Source organism: Xenorhabdus japonica (assembly GCF_900115195.1).
In the GTDB taxonomy this organism is placed as follows: Bacteria; Pseudomonadota; Gammaproteobacteria; order Enterobacterales; family Enterobacteriaceae; genus Xenorhabdus; species Xenorhabdus japonica.
Genome location: NZ_FOVO01000001.1, coordinates 56,992 through 77,462 on the forward strand (window position 1 = coordinate 56,992; position 20,471 = coordinate 77,462).

Here is a 20,471-nt window from a genome sequence, read left to right on the forward strand (position 1 = left end):
GTCAGCACATATACCTAGTACTACAGCCGTAAGCAAAAAACCAGCAGCAGTGTTCCAAACATGCTCACCCGCCTGCAGGCCAACCATAGGCGGGAAAATGAGATTTCTGGCTCCGACGAGTAGGGCAAAGGTCATAAAGCCCAATGCCCAAATATCTTTAGATGATAAACGGTATGTCATAATAATTGTTAACTTATTGTTGTAAAAAATAATTGCACATGTAATAGTAACTATCGCAACTAATTGGATTTCCACTGGCGAAACTAGATTCTGATTTAACAGTCAGTGATAAGCATCATATTCACTGATACTCGCAAAATACAGAATGATAATGGTAATAAGTGGTAATAACAAATAACAGCTAGAATCGCCAACAACTGCCCCCAAGTAAAACTTTTAAGTGCTAAAAAACATGCACCAACACCTTGTGAGGTGTCCAAGATTATTACTCCACTACAGTTCTTCATTTTGCATAAAAATTACACATAACAGATATCAAAACCTATCAATAAAATCGTATTGAATGTGTGAAATTATCAATATTTGTGTAATGATTATTTTTTCTACAAAGTAGAACCCCGCCCTAGATCTAGATAATGGATAAGGTAGGTTCAGGGTAGCTGTTGTCGGAAGTCTGTTTGTTGTAGCTAGGTATCATATACCCAGAGTGGTGGGATGTTAATAGTTGTTTTGAATGTTTTAGCGATTGAATTAGTGGCTCTATGATTGGTTTATTTATGCGTCTTATATTTATAATATATTTTGGAGTATTATTTAAAAATCAACTAAAACAGAACGTTTCTTGGAACTGTGAAAGGTATTTTTTCAAAAGTGTCTTCCATTATCTCAAATAATTTTTTTAGTAGGGTAGTATCATGAATTGGTTTATACCTACAAAATAAGAAAAATCGCCATTTTTACTATTATCTTTAAAGTATCCTTCACCTTCTGTATCTGTTGCTATTATTACTATTCGTTGACCAATAGGATGATTTAATTCACATGACGATAATAAAGATGTTAAAGACTCGATATCAGGATAAATACGCCTAAATGACTTGCCTAACAAGGGGCGTCTATGTATGCATGATAAAGTCATCGCTACTTTCATTGAACGTGAATACTCTGTTTGATGTCAATCAACGGATTGAATACACGACCAAATCATCAACCAACCAAATAAGTTCCTACTGCACTAGCAATATGCACTTGTTTCTCATTATGTAATTCAATTCTGGCGACAGAAACTTTATTGCCAGCGCGGATAATGTTGCAACTGGCGGTAAATACTTCACCACGTCCGGGTCTCAGGTAATCCACGCGCAAATCAATAGTGCCCAATGTCGTAAGACGTTTTTGGATCTCTGCGATTGTGAGCGTTTCAATCGCTGTCAGTGCATTGCCTGCACAAACCAGCCCTCCGGCAACATCTAATATGGAAGCAATCGCACCACCGTGCAGAATTTTATGCACCATATTACCGACCAATTTTTCCTGATAGCGAAATTGCAATTCTACGTAGTCTTGTTCGAAGCGGAGCAATTCGAGACCCAACAGCTGGTTGAATGGCATATGATAAACAAACACTTCACCAATAAATTTACGGGCTTCTTCTGGAGTTAATGTTGTGTCTGTTCGCTGGATATTTTCCATGGTGGATTTCCTGATAATGAAAAGTAAAACCGACTGATATTAGATGGATCTTTATAGTTAATAACTTGTTAAGTTTATTCTTTCGTTACCGACTTTGCCAGTCTGTGACGCATTTCGAAAAACAATACATAGAAAAAAACAGACTACAAAAAATAACCATATAGTGTGTAGAATAAGCAGTAATTTTTTAGTTTGAAATTACCACAATAGGAAAACCAGAAATGCGCTTGTTATGGAATATACTGGTTATTATCGGTTTATTATCGCCATTGGCTCATGCAGCAGGCAATCAGGTTGGTGAAGTGAGAGGAAGCGTGCTCTCAATGATGTTGGGCGAGCAAGAGTCTACGTTAATGCTCTATCCCTATGATACGAATTACATTATTTATACTTACGGGAGCCATATTAATAAATCGGCGATTCATAGCTATAATTGGGCAGATCACGCCCGTAAAGATGAAGTCAGTTTTCAGATAAGTTTTGGCTTTCCATTGTGGCGGGGAATTGTTGGAGAGAACTCGTTGCTTGGCGCTTCTTATACACAGCGTTCATGGTGGCAGTTCAGTAATAAACCGGAATCGTCTCCGTTTCGTGAAACGAATTATGAACCACAACTCTTTCTGGCATGGCTAACTGACTATGAATTTGCTGGTTGGCACTTGCGGGAAATTGAGGCTGGGTTTAATCATCAATCAAACGGGCGACCAGAAGCGACTTCCCGCAGCTGGAATCGGCTTTACTCGCGCTTCATGGCACAGAATGGCAATTGGCAGGTGGATTTGAAATCGTGGTATCGACTACCTGAAAGCTCCCGTCGTGACGATAACTTGGACATGAACCGTTATATGGGATATTACCGACTGAAAGTTGGCTATATCTGGGGAGATAGTGTGTTTACTGTTCAAGGGCGCTATAACTGGAACCATGGTTATGGTAGTGGAGAATTGGGGTGGAGTTATCCGATATCGAAATATGTTCGTATTTATACCCAGTTTTTCAGCGGTTATGGCGAATCGATGATTGACTACAATTTCAAGCAGACCCGTTTTGGTATCGGTGTCATGCTGAATGATATGCTGTAACCATTTTTATACTGTAACTGTTTTTTTATACTGTCACTACTTTTTATACTGTCACTACTCTTACAATGAGATTGCATAATATACAGGCGATTGGATCGCGGGTGTATTTTTTATAGCCTGATTTTTAGGCTTTTTCAGGGATTAGCTTCTAACGATCGAGGAAAGGCGTGTCTACCGCAGAACTCATCAGCACGGCATCGCTGGCTGAACAAGCATTACGAAAAACATTCGGATACCAGCAATTTCGTCCGGGACAGCAGCAGGTTATCGACGCCGTTCTTGACGGGCGAGATTGTCTGGTAATTATGCCAACGGGAGGTGGTAAATCGTTGTGTTACCAGATTCCCGCGTTGGTTAAAAATGGGCTGACTCTGGTTGTGTCTCCATTAATCTCATTGATGAAAGATCAGGTTGATCAGCTACGTGCGAATGGAGTTGAAGCAGAATGTCTGAACTCAACCCAGAGCCGTGAACAGCAATTTGATATCATCCAACGTTGCCGTCAAGGGATCATTAAGCTGCTCTATATCGCCCCTGAACGGTTGGTAACGGATAACTTTCTTGATCAACTTCACCATTGGCAACCTGCTTTACTGGCTGTTGATGAAGCCCATTGTATTTCTCAATGGGGACATGATTTTCGCCCAGAATATCGAGCATTAGGGCAACTTCGCCGCCATTTCCCCGATCTTCCTGTGATTGCACTAACAGCGACAGCAGATAAAACTACCCGCCAGGATATCGTACGTTTATTGGAGTTGCATGAGCCGATTATCCATATCAGCAGCTTTGATCGTCCCAACATTCGTTACACTTTAGTGGAGAAATACAAACCGCTTGATCAGCTTTGGTTATTTGTCCGTAGTCAGCAAGGGAAAAGCGGAATTATTTACTGTAATAGTCGCACTAAAGTGGAAGAAACTGCGGAGCGTCTGCAAAAGCGGGGGCTAAGTGTTGCGCCTTATCATGCGGGGCTGGAAAACAACCAACGTGCATGGGTACAGGATGCTTTTCAGCGGGATGATTTGCAGGTCGTTGTGGCAACCGTAGCATTTGGTATGGGAATTAACAAACCTAATGTGCGCTTTGTTGTGCACTTTGATATTCCCCGCAATATTGAATCTTATTATCAAGAAACTGGCCGGGCTGGGCGAGATAGTTTACCAGCAGAAGCAGTATTGTTTTATGATCCTGCGGATATGGCGTGGCTGCGTCGTTGCTTGGAAGAAAAAACCGCTGGTGAACAACAGGATATTGAACGACACAAACTCAATGCCATGGGTGCATTTGCAGAGGCACAGACTTGCCGGCGTTTAGTGTTGCTGAATTATTTCGGGGAGAGCCACCAAACAGCTTGCGGCAATTGTGATATTTGCCTTGATCCCCCCAAGCGTTATGACGGTCTGGTGGAAGCACAAAAAGCGCTATCCTGCATCTATCGCGTTGGACAACGTTTTGGGATTGGCTATATTGTAGAAGTGTTACGCGGCGCGAATAATCAACGCATTAGAGATTTTGGGCATGATAAATTGCCTGTTTATGGCATTGGTAAAGAGCAGAGTCAGGAACATTGGATGAGCGTTTTGCGTCAGCTCATTCACTTGGGACTGATTAGTCAAAACATCGCCAACTATTCTGCGCTGCAACTGACGGAGGCTTCACGGCCTGTATTGCGCGGCGAAATGCCTCTACAACTTGCCGTACCACGCATCCAGAACTTGAAAAGCCGCAATCAGCAAAACAAATCATACAGTGGGAACTATGATCGTAAATTATTTGCCAAATTGCGCAAATTACGTAAATCCATTGCTGATGAAAACAACATTCCACCCTTTGTCGTTTTCAATGATGTCACATTAATTGAAATGGCAGAACAGTGTCCAATAACACCAGATGAACTTTTGCTGATTAATGGTGTTGGGCAGCGGAAATTGGAACGTTTTGGAGATGCATTTATGACGTTGATCAGTGAGCATTTTGAATGACTTGAGTAACCAAAGGATAATGACAGAGGATGATGAATGGTGCCTGAGATATTGAAAGCAAGCTGGTTAAACCGTGAACCTCAGTTCTCTGCCTTTACAAATGGACTATTACTGGACTTTTGGCAAACGAGGGAAGAAAGGCAATTTATGGGGATTGATGATGTTCCCATCCATTATGTCTCCTTTTGTTCCCCCCTCCACGACAAAACACTCGTGATTTTGCCCGGCCGAAGTGAAAGCTATGTGAAATATCCTGAAGTGGCTTACGATTTTTATCACTTGGGTTACGATATTTTTATTATTGATCATCGCGGGCAAGGTCGTTCTGGGCGAATATTGGATGATCGACAAAAAGGCCATGTCGAAGAGTTCGATCATTATGTGGATGACTTAGCTAAATTTATTGATCTTGAAGTGGCTCCCCGTCAGGCTCATCGCTGTTATGCACTGGCCCATTCGATGGGCGGTGCGATTTTGAGTCGTTTTCTGATGCGTTACCAAGAGCCGATTTTTCGTGCTGTGGCGCTATGTGCACCGATGTTTGGTATTTATTTACCGATGCCTCGTTGGTTAGCCAATATTCTGGTTGAACAGGCGGAACCCCATTTCAAAAGGCGTACCGCTTATGCTCTCTCAACGGGGAAATGGCAACCATTGCCCTATTTTATCAATTTATTAACGCACAGCTATGCGCGTTACCAGCGTTATTTGCGTTACTGTGCTGATTATCCTGAATTGCGCCTTGGTGGGCCGACTTATCATTGGATGCGTGAAAGTATGCTGATGGGGGATAATCTGATTGAAAATGCGGGTAAAATTCAGAACCCACTCATGGTCTTGCAAGCGAGTGAAGATAAGATAGTGAGTAATCGGGAGCTATTGGCTTTTTGTGAGTCACGCCAAAAAGCAGAAACAGGAAAAGAAGAACAAAATCCTCTAATTATCCAAGGAGCTCATCACGAAATCCTGTTCGAAGAAGATGCATTGCGGGCGCAGGCTCTCAATGCAATTTGTGATTTTTTTGACCAGAACTGATCTAGTTTAGGAACCATAACCATGTACCATGTTGTTGCTTCAGATTTAGATGGCACTTTGTTGTCTCCCGACCATAAATTAACCCCGTATACCAAGGAAACGCTGAACTTGCTGACGGAACAAGGAATTCATTTTATTTTCGCAACAGGGCGCCATCATGTTGATGTGGGGCAGATCCGTGATGGGTTGGGCATTGATGCTTATATGATCACATCTAACGGTGCAAGAGTTCACAATATTCAGGATGAATTGGTATTCAGCCATAACTTAGATCCTGAGATTGCCCATGATTTATGTTTATTGGAGTTTGATAATCCCGATATCCTGACAAATTACTTCAATAATGACGCTTGGTTAATGAATAGGGAAGCTCCCGAGCAAGAGGAGTTTTTTCAGGAGTCAGTATTCCATTATCAGCTTTTTCAACGCGATAATTTTCCCACTGATGGCGTGTGTAAAGTTTATTACATCAGTGAAGATCATGATTATTTGGTGGATTTGGAAGAGAGAATTAAAGCGCGTTGGGGAGCAAGGGTTAATGTCAGCTTTTCACTGAGAAATTGCTTGGAAGTGATGGCTGGTGGTGTTTCTAAAGGTCATGCGTTGGAGCAAGTTTGTCAATTGATTGGATACCAATTGAGTGACTGCATTGCTTTCGGCGATGGTATGAATGATCGGGAAATGTTGAGTGTGGCAGGCAAAGGCTGCATTATGCAGGGAGCGCACCAGCGCTTGAAAGACATTCTACCTGATATGGAAGTTATTGGTTCCAATGCTGATGATGCTGTTTCTTGTTATTTGAGGAAAATGTATCAAGTTGGAAGCTATTTGAAGCTAATAGTCTGAATAATTGTTTTAAAACAGCATCCGATGTGATGCTGTTTTTTATGTCATGATAGATGTTTTCTCAGTCACATTTGATAACTCCCCTGCCGTGTAATGTAGAAAATCGCAAAATAGATTTGGATAAATATTAGGATTGATTTTCGATTAAAAGAGTCAATAAGCTTGCCAATAAAAGGGGTTAAGAAAAGAATCAAGATAGCGGAAGGAGTGCGGGTTCACCTGAGGTATTACTGATATACCACGGAATAAGATACATCCCGATGGAAACGGTAACTGATGAAGAGAAGTTGGATATCAAAAAAGTGCTATCAGAAGCCAAGTCCGCCCGGAAAAAAAATAGATATTTTCATATCTATACTAATGATTTTAAAACAATAAAATAATTAATTACTTTTATAAGACAAATCATAATCTAACCCAGATTAATAATAGAATAATTAGTTTTGTTTTCCTGATCAAATCATACATAACTTTGATATATGCTAGAGATATTTATGTTGTTTTTGTTTTAAATTTTGTATTTGGAAGTTTTTTTTAATTCACTATCTACTAATGGTATAAATAATGAGATGTTAATCAACCAATAATTGGATATAGACTTTAAAAGATAAATAGGTATAAAATTTACCATCATTTATAGTTTGCCTGTTTTTCTTTTATATAAATTAATTTCAATAAAGAGACATTATGAATTAGTATCTTAGTTTTTTTAAAAATTATGCTGAGTTTTCAGGTCGTGCGCGTCGTGAAGAATATTGGATGTTCCGTTTATTTGATATTATTATATCTGTATCCTTATTTATATGTGGAACAGTAATTAATGAAAGCGCTGGTTTTGGGTTATTGGTTGTTTATGGGCTCTTAACTCTTATTCCAGGTCTGGCTGTAGCAGTGCGCCGCCTTCATGATACGAATCATTCTGGTTGGTGGTTATTGATGTCCCTAATTCCATTTGCCAATATTGTTTTATTAATATTTTTCTTCCTGAAAGGAACGACTGGCGATAATAATTACGGAGAAGATCCGAAAAAATTATCCTAATATATCAGAGTATATATAGTATGAGTTAAAAGTTTAGTTTGCCATATAATATAAAACGCCACTTTATCCTTTAGTGGTGTTTTTTTTTACTAATCGTATAATTTATTTTATTGATTTCTTTTTGAGAGAATGAATTTTTTATAAAAAATAATCATGCCCTTTGCATAAATAATTTATCTGGAATATAGTGCTTGCGATATTAAAATAAGGAATATTATTTATGAATGATTTACGCTTTGCTTACTATAAATTATCTCCAGAACTATTGCAGGGGTTCCGTGCGGTAAAAGAAGGGTTGGAAAAAGCTCACTAGATGAATTAGCCGGATGGCGGGTCAGCGGTCAGTTTAGTCCCCGTGAAAAGGCAGCGTTAGAATGGGCGGAAGCTCTTACTCATATTGTGGCAACATACGCAGACGATTATGCCTATTTACCTTTGAAAGGTTATTTCACTGATCAAGAAATTTCTGATTTGACCTTTGCTATTGCGCTTATGAATGAGATGAATCGGCTTGTAATCGGAATGCGTCAGTAACATGACGTTATTAATTCTGCAATATATCCGATAGGCTTCAAGTTGCAGCGCTGCCAATAAAGCTGCAACTTGAAAGAAAAAGAAGATATGTTTTATTTGGTTCTTTTATGCATCAACCAATAATCCACTAACCTGAAAAGGTATGCGTCTGGTCATGTTGCTGTAAGGTTACAGTGATCCCGGTTTACGTGGAGGATTACGACCCGTGTAGTTAGTTGTCGCACTGCGGATCTCTTGCCCAAAAATATCAACACGTGCCTGAAATGGTGGAAATGGCAAGGTGATATCATGTTTGCGGAATTCCTGCAAAACGTGCTGATGTATTTCATGACGGGCAGGCATACGATGCCCCATTTCTGCCGCGTAGGCACGCAGTTCATAAATTTGGATGCCTTGTTGTAAATCCACTAAATATACTTCCGGCACCGGATTATCAAGAATTAATGGTGAGCTTTTGGCTGCGGTCGTTAATATGTCGGTGGCACGGATAGAGTCAACATCAGCCGGAACTGGGATCGTCAGGACGATACGAGTAATCGTATCAGACAGTGACCAGTTGATGAATTGCTCTGTAATAAATGCCTTATTGGGAACAATAATCTCTTTCTTGTCCCAGTCAGACAGCGTTGTTGCCCGTGTATTGATTTTTGTGATGCTGCCGGTCAGACCACGGATAGTCACGGTATCACCAATGCGGATCGGTTTTTCAAATAAGATGATCAGTCCGGAAATAATATTGGCGAAAATTTCCTGCAAGCCAAAACCAAGCCCAACCCCCATTGCGGCAACCAGCCATTGTAACTTCGACCACTCAATTCCCACCAGAGAGAAACCAACCAAACCGCCAATGAGTGTAATGCTGTATTTGGTCAGTGTCGTAATGGCATAACCTGTTCCTGGTGACAGCACCAGATGTTGTAATAGAGCAAGTTCCAACAGGGCTGGCAAATTACGGACAAGTTGCGTAGTAATGACAATAACCAAAATAGCAATTAACACTGAGCCTACGGTAATTGGCTGAATGCTATTAACACCGTTGATGGTTGTACTGACGTTCCAGAGCCGAATATTTTCAAGGAAAGAGAAGGCTGAATGTAACTCAGACCACAATAGGATCAGAGAAACTAGCGCAATCATTGCCAGAATTGAACGCACTAACCCTAACGACTGGGCACTGATGGCATCCAAATCAATAACAGGTTCCTCAACCTCGATCGAACCCTCTACACTACTATTAATATTGGTTGAATCTTCTTCACTTTTAGCACGCTGGGCCAATATATCCGCACGGCGTTGTTTTGCTCGTTCAAAAGCGATTTTGCGGCGCTGGATCAGCATCCATCGACGCACAATATGGTAAATTACCAGCAGGAAGAACCAGATGGCGACAGAAGTTTCCAGACGCACCAATAGCGCCTGTGAGGTTTGCAGATAACCAAGGGTCGAAGCAAGTGCCGCCAGAATTGGAGCAGAGAGCAGAATCCACCATAGAACAGAACTAAAGATATTTTCTCCTGAACCATGTTTGTCCATATAGAGTGGAACGCCGGCACGCTTTAAGCTGTTAGTGACTAAACTCAGCGCAATGCACAGCATGATAAAACACAGTCTGCCGAGGGTTGAGATAAATTTTGAGTCGTCGTAATAATTAAAGGCAATCACTGCCATCATAAGAGGTACGATTAGGAAAATGGAAAGACGATAGAAACGCATAGCCCGCTTGATACGTTCTTCCGGCCAGCGAAAATGTGCGATAAATAAACCATTGGGATGGGCAAATGCTGCGCTAAGCATAAAGACCCACAAAATTGGAGTTGTTGCACTTATACCGTCGCCTATTGCCACAATTATCGGATATTGCCAAGCATTTTTCAGGCCGTAGCCAATGGCTGACCAGAGCATGGGTAGCGGTGATGCTGCGACGATAGACCAAAAAACTGTTCGCATAGTCAGAGAGAAATGATCTTGTGTTACTTTGCCAATGCGATTGCTGGAACGTTCAAGAAAAGCATGATATTGGCGGTGTGAGCTAATACTGAAAAAGACCAGTAGCAAGGTGCCTAGCAAATAAAGCAGAGTATTCTGCGTGGTCAACATTTCGAGGATTGCGACACCCAACTGCGAGAACGTATCCAGAGACAGTAGGCGTGTCAGATCTTGCACTACCAATAGTGGATAATTCAGCGATATGGGATCGACATTTACTACCCAGAATAGATAGCGGTGGGTAACATCCTTTACTTCTTTTAAAACATCATTTAATTGGCTGGTGGTTACCTTTAATTTTGTCAGTTCCAGTATTTTATTGTCATATACTGAGAGCAGAGAAGTTAATAGCTTTTCCTGCGTGCGTATTGATGAGTTATAGGTTTCCTTTTGTTTTGGCGTCAGTGAATTGTATAAAGGTGATGTCTGCCAGGAAAATAATTGTTGTATGTTTTCCCGCATATTTTCATATTTCAGTCTGCTGAGACGTAATTCGGCAATATCTTTGTCAATTTGCTGAATTTTTTGCGTTTTAGGGATAGAAGTGAATTGAGCTCTCAAAGATTCGCTAAGTGCAGCGGATGAGTTTAGCCATTGTGCCTGTTCACGGATTGTATTGAATATTTTGTGCAGTTTCAGAATAGTATTGGTTACTAAGCGTTGTTGCGAGCTAATGTCATCCATGCTCTCCCTTTGCTGCTCAGTTATTTGTGATAATTGGCGGTTTTGCAGGATTTTATCCTGCAATAATTTAGGAATCTGTTCTCCGCTCTGCTCCGCCAGCATTTCTGTGTGCTTTAAGTCAAATTCTGTTTTCTTCTGTTGTTGAATATTTAACTGATAGCGCAATTGCTGGAGTTTATTATCCAGTCGTTGAGAGCGTTTTTTGAATAAATCGGCGCGCATGTGCGCAATTTCCTGACGATTATTGACAGAAAGTTGAGCTATCCTCAGCTCATTGATTACAGCGTTATGAGCTTCGACTTCCGCTTGCGCCAGTTTCAGTTGTGCAAAGGCCAGTGGCGTGGAAGGTGAGCTCAGAGACTGGAGCCGAGAAGCTGCTTCAGCCTGCAAACTCTTTGCTTCAGTCTGCTGTTCAGGTAATTGACTTATGAACTCACTGATTTTTCGGGTTTCGTCCAGTTCTTGCTGTAATTGGTGTTCTTGCTTCTGTAATTCGCTATTTGTCTGGGTGATTTGCTGATCTAACTGGCTGATAGTCTGATTGGTTGGGATGGATATGTTCGTATTGCTTTCAGTAAGAATTTCCTGACGTAATTTTTTGATAATATTAGGAAATTCATCAATCGTTTTTTGGTACTCCCGGGCATTTGCATTGGCAGAGTTGGCCTTGTTAATCCAACTTATAGCCCCTTGATTTGTTCGAGCGATTTCAGAATATTGTGGGTTTTTGTTGCCTTCAACTTTCTGCAACTCTTGCTTCAGTTGGTTTTCATCCAACGGTATTGGTATTATAGAGGCAAAAGCCGAATTCGCAATTAAAAGGCTGAACAGTAAACTGATAATCAGGCGCACAATAAGGGGCTCCATGGATCTAAAATTAGTTGACGATATCTTTATTCATTGATTCATCAATATTCACTGAAGGTTCTTCTGATGATGTGATGGCTTGCGCCATCATGGTTCCCATGCGGGTTTGTGAACCACTGTATAAGTTGTTGGCAAAACTAATCTGATTAGCAGCAAATAGGTTGATAACGGTTGAACCCAGCTTGAAGCGTCCCATTTCTTCTCCTTTTTTGAGGAAAACTACACCCTCCTGACCCTCTGTTGGGTAGGTCCAGCGCTTGATGATCCCTTCACGCGGAGGTGTGACACAACCACTCCAGACGGTTTCAATACTACCCACAATAGTAGCACCAACCAAAATTTGTACCATTGGCCCGAATGCCGTCTCAAATAAACAGATAACACGTTCATTACGTGCAAACAGGTTTGGTACATTGGCTGCTGTCAAGGGGTTGACTGAAAACAGATCGCCGGGAACATAAATCATCTCTTTAAGAACGCCGTCACATGGCATGTGAACACGGTGATAATCCTTTGGCGATAAGTAAGTCGTGATAAATTGACCATTGCGGAACTGTTCGGCCAGCTGATACTGTCCTGCCAGTAGTGCTTCTATCGTGTAATAGTGGCCTTTGGCCTGAATAATCTGATCTTCGCGGATCGCCCCAAGCTGACTTACTGTGCCGTCTGCTGGCAGAGCCAATTGGTGGACTTCATTGACAATAGGGCGAATGTCCTCTTTGAGGGAACGGACAAAAAACTCATTGAATGTTGAGTAAGCGGTGAATAAAGGATCTTTGGCTTCATTCATATCCACTTTATAGGCTTTGGCGAAAGCTTTGATTACAAGCTGTGTCAGCCAGCCAGCCTTTTTATTGGCAAACCAACCAGCCAGATTAGTAATGCATTGTTTTGGAAGTAAATATTGTAGCCTGATTTTAAAATTATCCAGCACGTGAACCTCTTAGATCTTTTCTTGGCAAATTGGACAAAAGGCGACTATTGTACCTGCCATTATTTTGAATGTCAGGGTATCGTTAATTATTGTCTTATTTTTGACCGTCTGTGAAATTTCTGCGTGGTTTAACCTGTGCCATGCTTTCCAGAATCCGGTGATAATTTTCGAAACGTTCTTCAGCAATGGTACCTTGTTCCAGCGCTTCTCTTAAGGCACATCTAGGATCATCCTGATGTTTACAATCACGGAATTTACATCCTCCCAGATATTCACGGAATTCGACAAAGCCTTGTGTAACTTGTTCTGGCGTTAGATGCCACAATCCAAACTCACGGACACCTGGGGAATCGATCACATTTCCCCCCAGTGGGAAGTGGTAGAGGCGCGCGGTGGTGGTGGTATGCTGACCAAGACCAGAGTTATCTGAGACATTATTGACCAGAATATCTTTTTCATTGTCAGGCAGCAGGGTATTGAGCAAGCTGGATTTCCCGACACCGGATTGCCCAGCAAAGACACTGATTTTTTCAGCCAGCAGAGAGGTAAGCTCAGGAATACCTTCATTAGTATAGCTGGAAACTTCAAGTACGCGGTAGCCGATATGACGGTAGATATTCATGACATTATTGACCCATTCACGGCTTTCGGCATCCAACAGATCAATTTTATTGAGTACGATCAAAGGCTCGATATTGAGTGTTTCACATGCGACTAAATAGCGATCGATAATATTCAATGAGAGTTCAGGTAAGATAGCGGAAACAATCACGATCTGGTCGATATTTGATGCAATTGGTTTGATACCATCATAGTAGTCAGGGCGTGTAAGTACGGAAGTGCGTTCATGGACCGCTTCTACGATACCATTAACTTTGACATCAGACTGGAGTTGCAGCGCAGGGCGCCATATAACACGGTCCCCTGTGACCAATGAGCGTATTGTCCTGCGGATATTGCAACGTTGTATGGAAGAATCTGCTGCTTCAATATCGGCATGTTGCCCGAATCGGCTGATCACCAGCCCTTCCTGTGGTTCACCAAACTGGCTATCATCCATTTCTGGTTTATTGGTATCAACTTTATGTAACCTGCGTTGATGATTGGCTTGCACACGGCGTTGTTGCCCTTTGGAAAGTTTACTTTTAGCCACCGAATCTCACTTATTTTCACTTATCTTGCTGATTATCGCTGTGAATGTTCAAAAACGTTATGATACATCACGGATACAGACTACCTCTTTTGAAGGAAATTAGGATATATCATGTCAAAAAGCGAGAACAATCTTATCTGGATAGATTTAGAGATGACTGGATTAGATCCCGAGCGCGATCGCATAATTGAAATTGCGACCATTGTTACCGATTCGGAATTGAATATTCTTGCAGAAGGGCCGATCATTGCGGTTCATCAGCCGGATGAGCAATTGGCATTGATGGATGATTGGAACGTACGGACGCATACCGCTAGTGGGTTGGTGGAACGTGTAAAGCAGAGTCAATTTGATGATGCACAAGCTGAAAAAGCAACTATTGCTTTTCTGGAACAATGGATTCCGGCTGGAAAATCACCAATTTGTGGTAATAGTGTGGGGCAGGATCGTCGTTTCCTATTCCGTTATATGCCTGAATTGGAAAAGTATTTTCATTACCGTTATTTGGATGTCAGTACGCTTAAAGAATTGGCTCGCCGTTGGAAGCCAGAGATGTTGTCGGGGTTCAGCAAGAAAAATACTCATCAGGCATTGGATGATATTCGAGAATCCATTGCCGAATTAGTGTATTACCGTGAACACTTTATTCAAAAATAGACATAGTCAACAATAAACAATAGCTATTAGTACATAGTTTGTATGTAAATGTTTGTGCATAAATAGTTTGTACATAATTAGTTTGCACAAATGGTTTGTACGTAAAACGTTCTCTGAGTTGATGGTTAAACGGATTATTTGCCGATTTAATCATCAATCAGAGAAAAAACGCAATTTTTTATGTTTTGGGGACTTGCCAGAAGAATAATTCCTCGTATAATGCGCTCCCCGTACCGATGAAGAATTTCAACAGTACAGTACACTAAATATATGCGGGAATAGCTCAGTTGGTAGAGCACAACCTTGCCAAGGTTGGGGTCGCGAGTTCGAGTCTCGTTTCCCGCTCCAAATTAAAAGTTATTTAGGTGTGAAAGAATTGGCTGACAGAAGCCATAATAAATGCGGGAATAGCTCAGTTGGTAGAGCACAACCTTGCCAAGGTTGGGGTCGCGAGTTCGAGTCTCGTTTCCCGCTCCAAATTCAGGACGGTAGATTTTTATTAAAATCTGCAAGTCATACAAAAAAAGCGCCCTTGATCGGCGCTTTTTTTGTTTTCAAAAATCAAAATCCTTTGGTAGATTAAATCATTCGATATAATCACTATTAGACACAAATCTGTCGTGATCTCCCTAAAGTGAAAATAAGCTCATAACGGAAGCGCTCTCCATAACCTAGCTGTCTGCAAAGCATCTCTAATCTGTCTCTAAGAGTTTCTTAGGGACGTTTATCTATCAATGAAGAGGTAGAGCCGATGAACTATGATGTCATTGTTGTAGGATCTGGCGCTATTGCAGGTTCGATTGCGTATGAACTTGCTAGTCGCCAATTGAAAGTATGCAGGTTGGGACGCCTTGATCGTAGCAATGCTGCGTCAAAAGCCGCAGGGGCAATGAATGGTTGTTTTGGTGAAGTAACCAGCGGGCTTGTCGCGAGCGATTATGGAAAACTGAAACTCAGAATGGATCGTATTGCGAAGGATCGCTGGTCAATATGGGCGCAGCGTTTGGTCGCGTCTTCAGGGGATACCCGCCCTCTGTTTACCGCAAAAGGTACTCATGTCATTCTTAATACCGCAGGAATGGCTGCCGTTGATAGTGGTAATTATGATGCTATAGAGAGTACTCTTCGTGAGTATAATGAACCTTATGAGGTTGTTGATCCGCAATCGATTAAGGGAATGAAAGCTAATGATTTGGTGCGTTCGTTACAAGGACTTTATATCTCAGAAGAACATGCCCTTAATTCCCACATATTGCTTGAAATGTTGGATGCTGCATTTCTTAGGGAAGGGGGAGAGATCGTCGATAACAATGTTAAATGCGTTCTCACAGAAAATGGAGCCGTAACGGGTGTTGAAACGGTCGATGGAGTGCGCTTTACCGCAGATAAAGTGGTTATTGCGGCAGGAGTGCAGTCACTCGATATATTATCAGACCAGCTTTCTATCGTGCAGAAAATTCCTCCGCTCTTCGCTGGTCATGGCGTGTCTGTTTTACTCAAAGTTAAAAATCCCGATGAATTACCAACATCAGTGATTCGTACACCTAATCGTGCGTTTGCTTGTGGGCTACATTGTGTTCCGCGTGGTGATGGTGTTCTTTACGTCGGCGCGACCAATCTTTTGTCCAATCAACCTCATGCATATGCGACAGTTGCTACCATACAATTCCTTGTGGAGTGCGCTTATAACCAGATAAACGTTGATTTGTTTGAATCAGAGGTTCTTGCAATTCAGGTCGGCAATAGACCCATTTCCGCTGATGGTTTTCCATTGATTGGGGAGTGTGGCATAGATGGGTTGTGGCTTGTGACTGGCACATACCGGGATGGCCTACACCAATCACCGCTTTTGGCGGATTATGCTGCGAATGCACTCATGGGGCTACCTAATTTGGAGATTGACTTAGGCGATTTTACGCCTATTCGTCGACCCTTAATCGGACTTGACCGAGATATGACCATTTTGGAGGCTGCACAGCAAACAGCAGCGATGGGTTATGAATGTCTCTGGAATATTAGACCGGGATGGAGTGAATTAATCCATGAATGTTTACTCAATAAGTATCGTGCGCAAGTTGAATCTATTGATGCTACCTATACGCCTCCCCCTGATTTAGTTGCATTTTCTTGTCATGACGAGCAGATAACAAAGCGGTTACGTGATTACTATAGTTGTTGGAGAAAATGAGTTGTTGGAAGAAATGAGTAACTGGAAGGAATTAAAATTGCTGGAAATAATGGATTATGAAGAAAAGCAGAATCTCGAAAAGTGTTGGACATTACTATTAATAATGTCCAACACTTATTATCACATCATTTTTTGCAATTCTTTCAGCAATGTTTCCTTACGTTCCATCATGTTTTTTATCGCTTTGTGTTTCACATGACCAAAACCACGTACTTGATTGGGAAGCTCTGCGAGTTGCTGACAGGTTACCAAATTATAGCGATCCATTTTTTCGATCAAAACATCAATTAATCGCTCATATTCAAGCAGCAAATTTCTTTCCTGCTTACGCTCTTCCTGATAGCCAAAAATATCGAAAGCAGTACCACGCAGTGGCTTACATGCAGCGAGGAAACGCAATACAGGAATGATCCACGAGCCATATTCTCTTTTTCCTCGCTGGCCTGTGCGGGGATCTTTGCGATTAAAGAGCGGAAGGCTGAGGTGAAAGCGGATGTTATCCGTATTATCAAATTGCAAGCGAAGCTTATCGAAAAAATCGGTTTTGACATAGAGTCGGGCGACTTCATATTCATCTTTATATGCCATCAATTTAAATAAATTTTCAGCAACGGATTTAGTAATTTCTTCTGCATCGATCTGCTGGGCCACCATTTGGATTTGGGCAATACGACTGAGATAACGCAGCGCATATCTTTCATTTTGATAATCCACCAGAAATTGATACCGATGCATAATGAGGTCGTCCAGACTTTTTATATTTTCTGACGAGGTCATATTGAGGTTTTTTTGTAGAATATCTGGTTGTACTGCCGCGATTCTTCCTATACAGAAAGCCCGTCGGGCATGATCTGCGGAGGAGCCTAGTTCTTGAATGACATTATCAATGGAAGATAATGTGATTGGGATTTTGCCGAGTTGCCAAGCATAACCAATTAATATGATATTTGTTTGGTTCCTGTCACCAACTAGATGAGCAGCCATCATTTCTGCATCAATGGAGCGTAATGTCTGTGTGTGTTGACTTAGGACATCTAGCATTTTGCGATGATCCAAATTCAGCATAGGGGTGCGAAGCATAGTACCGATTTGGGTTTCGTGGGTGTTCAATATGCATTTTGTTGATCCCCTCGACATCACTTCCAGAGAGTTTTGTCCTGTTGCTGCTACTAAATCAGCGGCGATGATCAAATTGGCACGTCCGCGATCGATCCTGACTTGGTGCAGTTTGTCCTGATCATGGCATAACCGAACATGAGCTATGGCTTCCCCTCCCTTTTGAGCAAAACCAGTAAAATTCAGCAGACTGACGAAGCAATTATCCAATTGTGCCGAATTTGCAAGCAGATGCCCAGCAGTGATGATTCCTGTACCGCCGATACCGGCTAACAGGATTTCATAAGGTGTTTCGGTAGAAGCCAGCGTTGGTAGTGGTAATTTGTGGATAATTTTGTCTAACTCAGTATGTGGGATGATTTTGCTGAGATCTGCCCGTGGATTGGCATTCTCGACAGTGATAAAGCTGGGACAAAATCCTTTCAGGCAAGAGAGGTCAGAGTTGCAAATATGTTGGTCTATCTTACGTTTAGTGCCTAAAAGCGTTTTAACCGGAATGACGGCGAGGCAATTTGATTGTATTTGACAATCACCACATCCTTCACAAACCAATTCATTGATGACGGCATGGCTCGTCACTTTTGGCATCAAGCCCCGTTTTCTTTTACGGCGTAGTTCCGTGGCACAGATTTGATCGTAGATGATGACGGTTACACCAACGATATCTCGAAGACGTTTTTGTACATCTTCGAGATAATCCCGTTCATAGAGTTTCACATTGGCAGGAAGGCTATTTTTACCTTTGTATTTATCAAGATCATCCGTCACGATAACCACTTCTTTCACACCTTCTGCCAGCATCAAAGAAACAATTTGCGATATGGTTATATTCCCATCCAGCGGCTGCCCACCTGTCATTGCTACGGCATCATTGAATAGCAATTTGTAAGTAATATGACTCCCAGCGGCAACTGATTGGCGAATAGCTAAGTGACCAGAATGGAAATAGGTGCCATCTCCCAGATTTTGAAAGACGTGGGAGCGATTCACAAACGGAGCATGTCCTATCCAGTCGATACCTTCTCCCCCCATAGGCAAGAGGCCGCTTCCGGTGTTGCGATCCATCCACGCTGCCATGACATGGCATCCTATGCCAATCTGGGCTTGGCTACCTTCCGGTAAGCGTGTTGAAGTGCTATGAGGGCATCCAGCGCAGAAATAAGGTGTGCGTTTTGGCAAAGCGGCATCGTGCTGAATGGGATTTATGGACCATTCCGGAGGCACGGAAAGAAATAGATTGAATTGCTGTAACCATCCTGAAAGTGGGGCGGCAACCCGTGAAGGGCGTAACTCAACGTCAGCGGGCAACAATTTTTTACCAAGATGGTTATGCTTACCTATCAGGTTGGTATTTTTTTGTAATTTAACCAATTGATGTGCCAACAGCATTTCAACTATGGCCGCTTTTTCTTCAATGACAAAAATATTATTGACTTGAATGGCAAGTTTGCTGAGAAGTGGTGATAAAGGATAAACCAAGCGGACATGGAGAAGGGCAACGCCTTGTTGGGCCAGTTCTGAAGGCGTTAAGCCTCCGACACGCAAGGCTTCCATAACATCCTTGTGGGCTTTGCCAACAGTGACTAATAAAGCGTGTGGATGCCCGCAAGGGGCGAGTAGGTAATCAATGGGATTAAGTTTAGCGAAATCTTCAACGGCTTTCAGTTTATAGGCCAAACGCTTTTCAATTTGCGGGCCGGGAAGATCAGGCCAGCGCCAATGCAGCCCATCAGGGCCAGAGTCAACCTGCGGAATTTTATAATCAGGGAATGGCTTACTTTCTATGGCAGTACCACTTTCCACAATTTCACTGATTGCCTTAAAACCAAACCATGCACCACTTATACGTGATGCCGCCCAGCCCCATAAGCCGACATCACGATAATCAGCAATTGATGCAGGATGTAAGATGGGCATAGTCCACGCCATCATTGCGAGATCAGATTGATGGGACATGGAAGAAGAGACACAACCATGATCGTCTCCGGCGATAACAAGCACACCTCCGTGCGGAGAGGAACCGTAGGCATTGCCATGTTTAAGTGCATCACCCGAACGATCTACGCCGGGTCCTTTGCCGTACCACATCCCAAAAACACCGTTAACCTGCCTGTCAGGATCTGTTTCGACTTTTTGCGTGCCGATCAATGCATTGACAGCAAGATCTTCATTGACAGCAGGCTGAAAACGAATCTTGGCTTGGATAAGTTCTTTGCTGTGTTGCCATAATGTTTGATCTAAACGGGCTAAAGGTGAACCACGATAGCCCGAAACAAATCCTGCTGTGTTGAGATTGTGGATTTCATCTAGCTCAGCTTGAGCGAGTAGAAGGTCAACCAGCGCTTCAGTGCCCGTGACAAATTTAGATTGATAATATCGAGCCATAATTTTGACCCTCTCTCAGGAGAATAATCATCTAAGTAACAACCAAAATTGATGCTAATCTATTTCTACAAAATACTTACGACAACCATAAATCTTGTTAGATGTTGGTTATTTGTTTATTTAATGTTAATTTCCGGCTATTGAGTATTCAAGATAACTATTGAGGTTATGGTATGGTTTTTTTGTATCAAACTCCGGCGAATGTCTTTTGAGCGTTTAGCGCGGGAGTGGATGCAAAGGGGTTGCCATCTTATCTGAACATGTTCATAATGGCGCCCATATCCTGATATGCAGGTTTTACGGGTTATATCGTTAGCCGAACTCA

General features: G+C 42.0%; 11 protein-coding genes, 2 tRNA genes and 3 pseudogenes. 10 read left to right on the top strand and 6 right to left on the bottom strand.

The genetic code is table 11. From position 1 onward, the window contains the following. Positions 1–9: 9 nt before the first annotated feature. Positions 10–180: pseudogene (locus BM135_RS00265) on the bottom strand (branched-chain amino acid transport system II carrier protein); the annotation flags it as partial. A 987-nt stretch (positions 181–1,167) separates the two neighbouring features. Next, on the bottom strand, positions 1,168–1,653 hold the full coding sequence (locus tag BM135_RS00270) for a thioesterase family protein (protein ID WP_092516747.1): 486 nt from the start codon (positions 1,651–1,653) through the stop codon (positions 1,168–1,170). 221 nt (positions 1,654–1,874) lie between these two features. On the opposite strand from BM135_RS00270, the gene pldA reads away from it, so the two are divergent. The 6 genes and pseudogenes from pldA to BM135_RS17795 all read left to right on the top strand — a co-directional run. Continuing rightward, a complete protein-coding gene (gene pldA, locus BM135_RS00275; RefSeq protein ID WP_092516749.1) occupies positions 1,875–2,735 on the top strand; it encodes a phospholipase A in 861 nt (286 codons plus the stop codon). 167 nt (positions 2,736–2,902) lie between these two features. Next, complete coding sequence (recQ, locus tag BM135_RS00280; RefSeq protein WP_092516751.1) at positions 2,903–4,720, top strand: ATP-dependent DNA helicase RecQ; 1,818 nt, start codon at positions 2,903–2,905, stop codon at positions 4,718–4,720. A 36-nt stretch (positions 4,721–4,756) separates the two neighbouring features. Next, positions 4,757–5,755: a lysophospholipase L2 gene (gene pldB / locus BM135_RS00285; RefSeq protein ID WP_092516752.1), complete on the top strand. Its 999-nt coding sequence runs from the start codon at positions 4,757–4,759 to the stop codon at positions 5,753–5,755. Between the two features lie 21 nt (positions 5,756–5,776). Continuing rightward, a complete protein-coding gene (gene yigL, locus BM135_RS00290) occupies positions 5,777–6,601 on the top strand; it encodes a sugar/pyridoxal phosphate phosphatase YigL (RefSeq protein ID WP_092516754.1) in 825 nt (274 codons plus the stop codon). 729 nt (positions 6,602–7,330) lie between these two features. Then, positions 7,331–7,642, top strand: a pseudogene (locus BM135_RS00295) (DUF805 domain-containing protein); the annotation flags it as partial. 309 nt (positions 7,643–7,951) lie between these two features. Beyond that, positions 7,952–8,176, top strand: a pseudogene (locus tag BM135_RS17795) (carboxymuconolactone decarboxylase family protein); the annotation flags it as partial. 168 nt (positions 8,177–8,344) lie between these two features. Here BM135_RS17795 and mscM read toward each other — a convergent pair. The 3 genes from mscM to rsgA all read right to left on the bottom strand — a co-directional run bounded on the left by mscM (position 8,345) and on the right by rsgA (position 13,800). Further along, complete coding sequence (gene mscM / locus BM135_RS00305) at positions 8,345–11,698, bottom strand: miniconductance mechanosensitive channel MscM (RefSeq protein WP_092516757.1); 3,354 nt, start codon at positions 11,696–11,698, stop codon at positions 8,345–8,347. Between the two features lie 25 nt (positions 11,699–11,723). Further along, entirely contained in the window at positions 11,724–12,647 is a 924-nt protein-coding gene (asd, locus tag BM135_RS00310) for an archaetidylserine decarboxylase (RefSeq protein ID WP_092516759.1), read from the bottom strand. Between the two features lie 94 nt (positions 12,648–12,741). Then, positions 12,742–13,800, bottom strand: coding sequence for a small ribosomal subunit biogenesis GTPase RsgA (gene rsgA / locus BM135_RS00315; RefSeq protein WP_092516761.1), 1,059 nt, complete (start codon positions 13,798–13,800; stop codon positions 12,742–12,744). A gap of 111 nt (positions 13,801–13,911) precedes the next feature. On the opposite strand from rsgA, the gene orn reads away from it, so the two are divergent. The 4 genes from orn (at position 13,912) to BM135_RS00335 (ending at position 16,645) form a co-directional block, all read left to right on the top strand. Then, on the top strand, positions 13,912–14,457 hold the full coding sequence (gene orn, locus BM135_RS00320) for an oligoribonuclease (RefSeq protein WP_092516762.1): 546 nt from the start codon (positions 13,912–13,914) through the stop codon (positions 14,455–14,457). A 272-nt stretch (positions 14,458–14,729) separates the two neighbouring features. Then, positions 14,730–14,805, top strand: a tRNA-Gly gene (locus BM135_RS00325). A gap of 53 nt (positions 14,806–14,858) precedes the next feature. Continuing rightward, positions 14,859–14,934, top strand: a tRNA-Gly gene (locus BM135_RS00330). A gap of 274 nt (positions 14,935–15,208) precedes the next feature. Continuing rightward, entirely contained in the window at positions 15,209–16,645 is a 1,437-nt protein-coding gene (locus BM135_RS00335; protein ID WP_092516764.1) for an NAD(P)/FAD-dependent oxidoreductase, read from the top strand. A gap of 120 nt (positions 16,646–16,765) precedes the next feature. On the opposite strand, the gene BM135_RS00340 is transcribed toward BM135_RS00335, so the two are convergent. Then, entirely contained in the window at positions 16,766–20,146 is a 3,381-nt protein-coding gene (locus tag BM135_RS00340; protein ID WP_092516766.1) for an indolepyruvate ferredoxin oxidoreductase family protein, read from the bottom strand. Between the last annotated feature and the right edge of the window lie 325 nt (positions 20,147–20,471).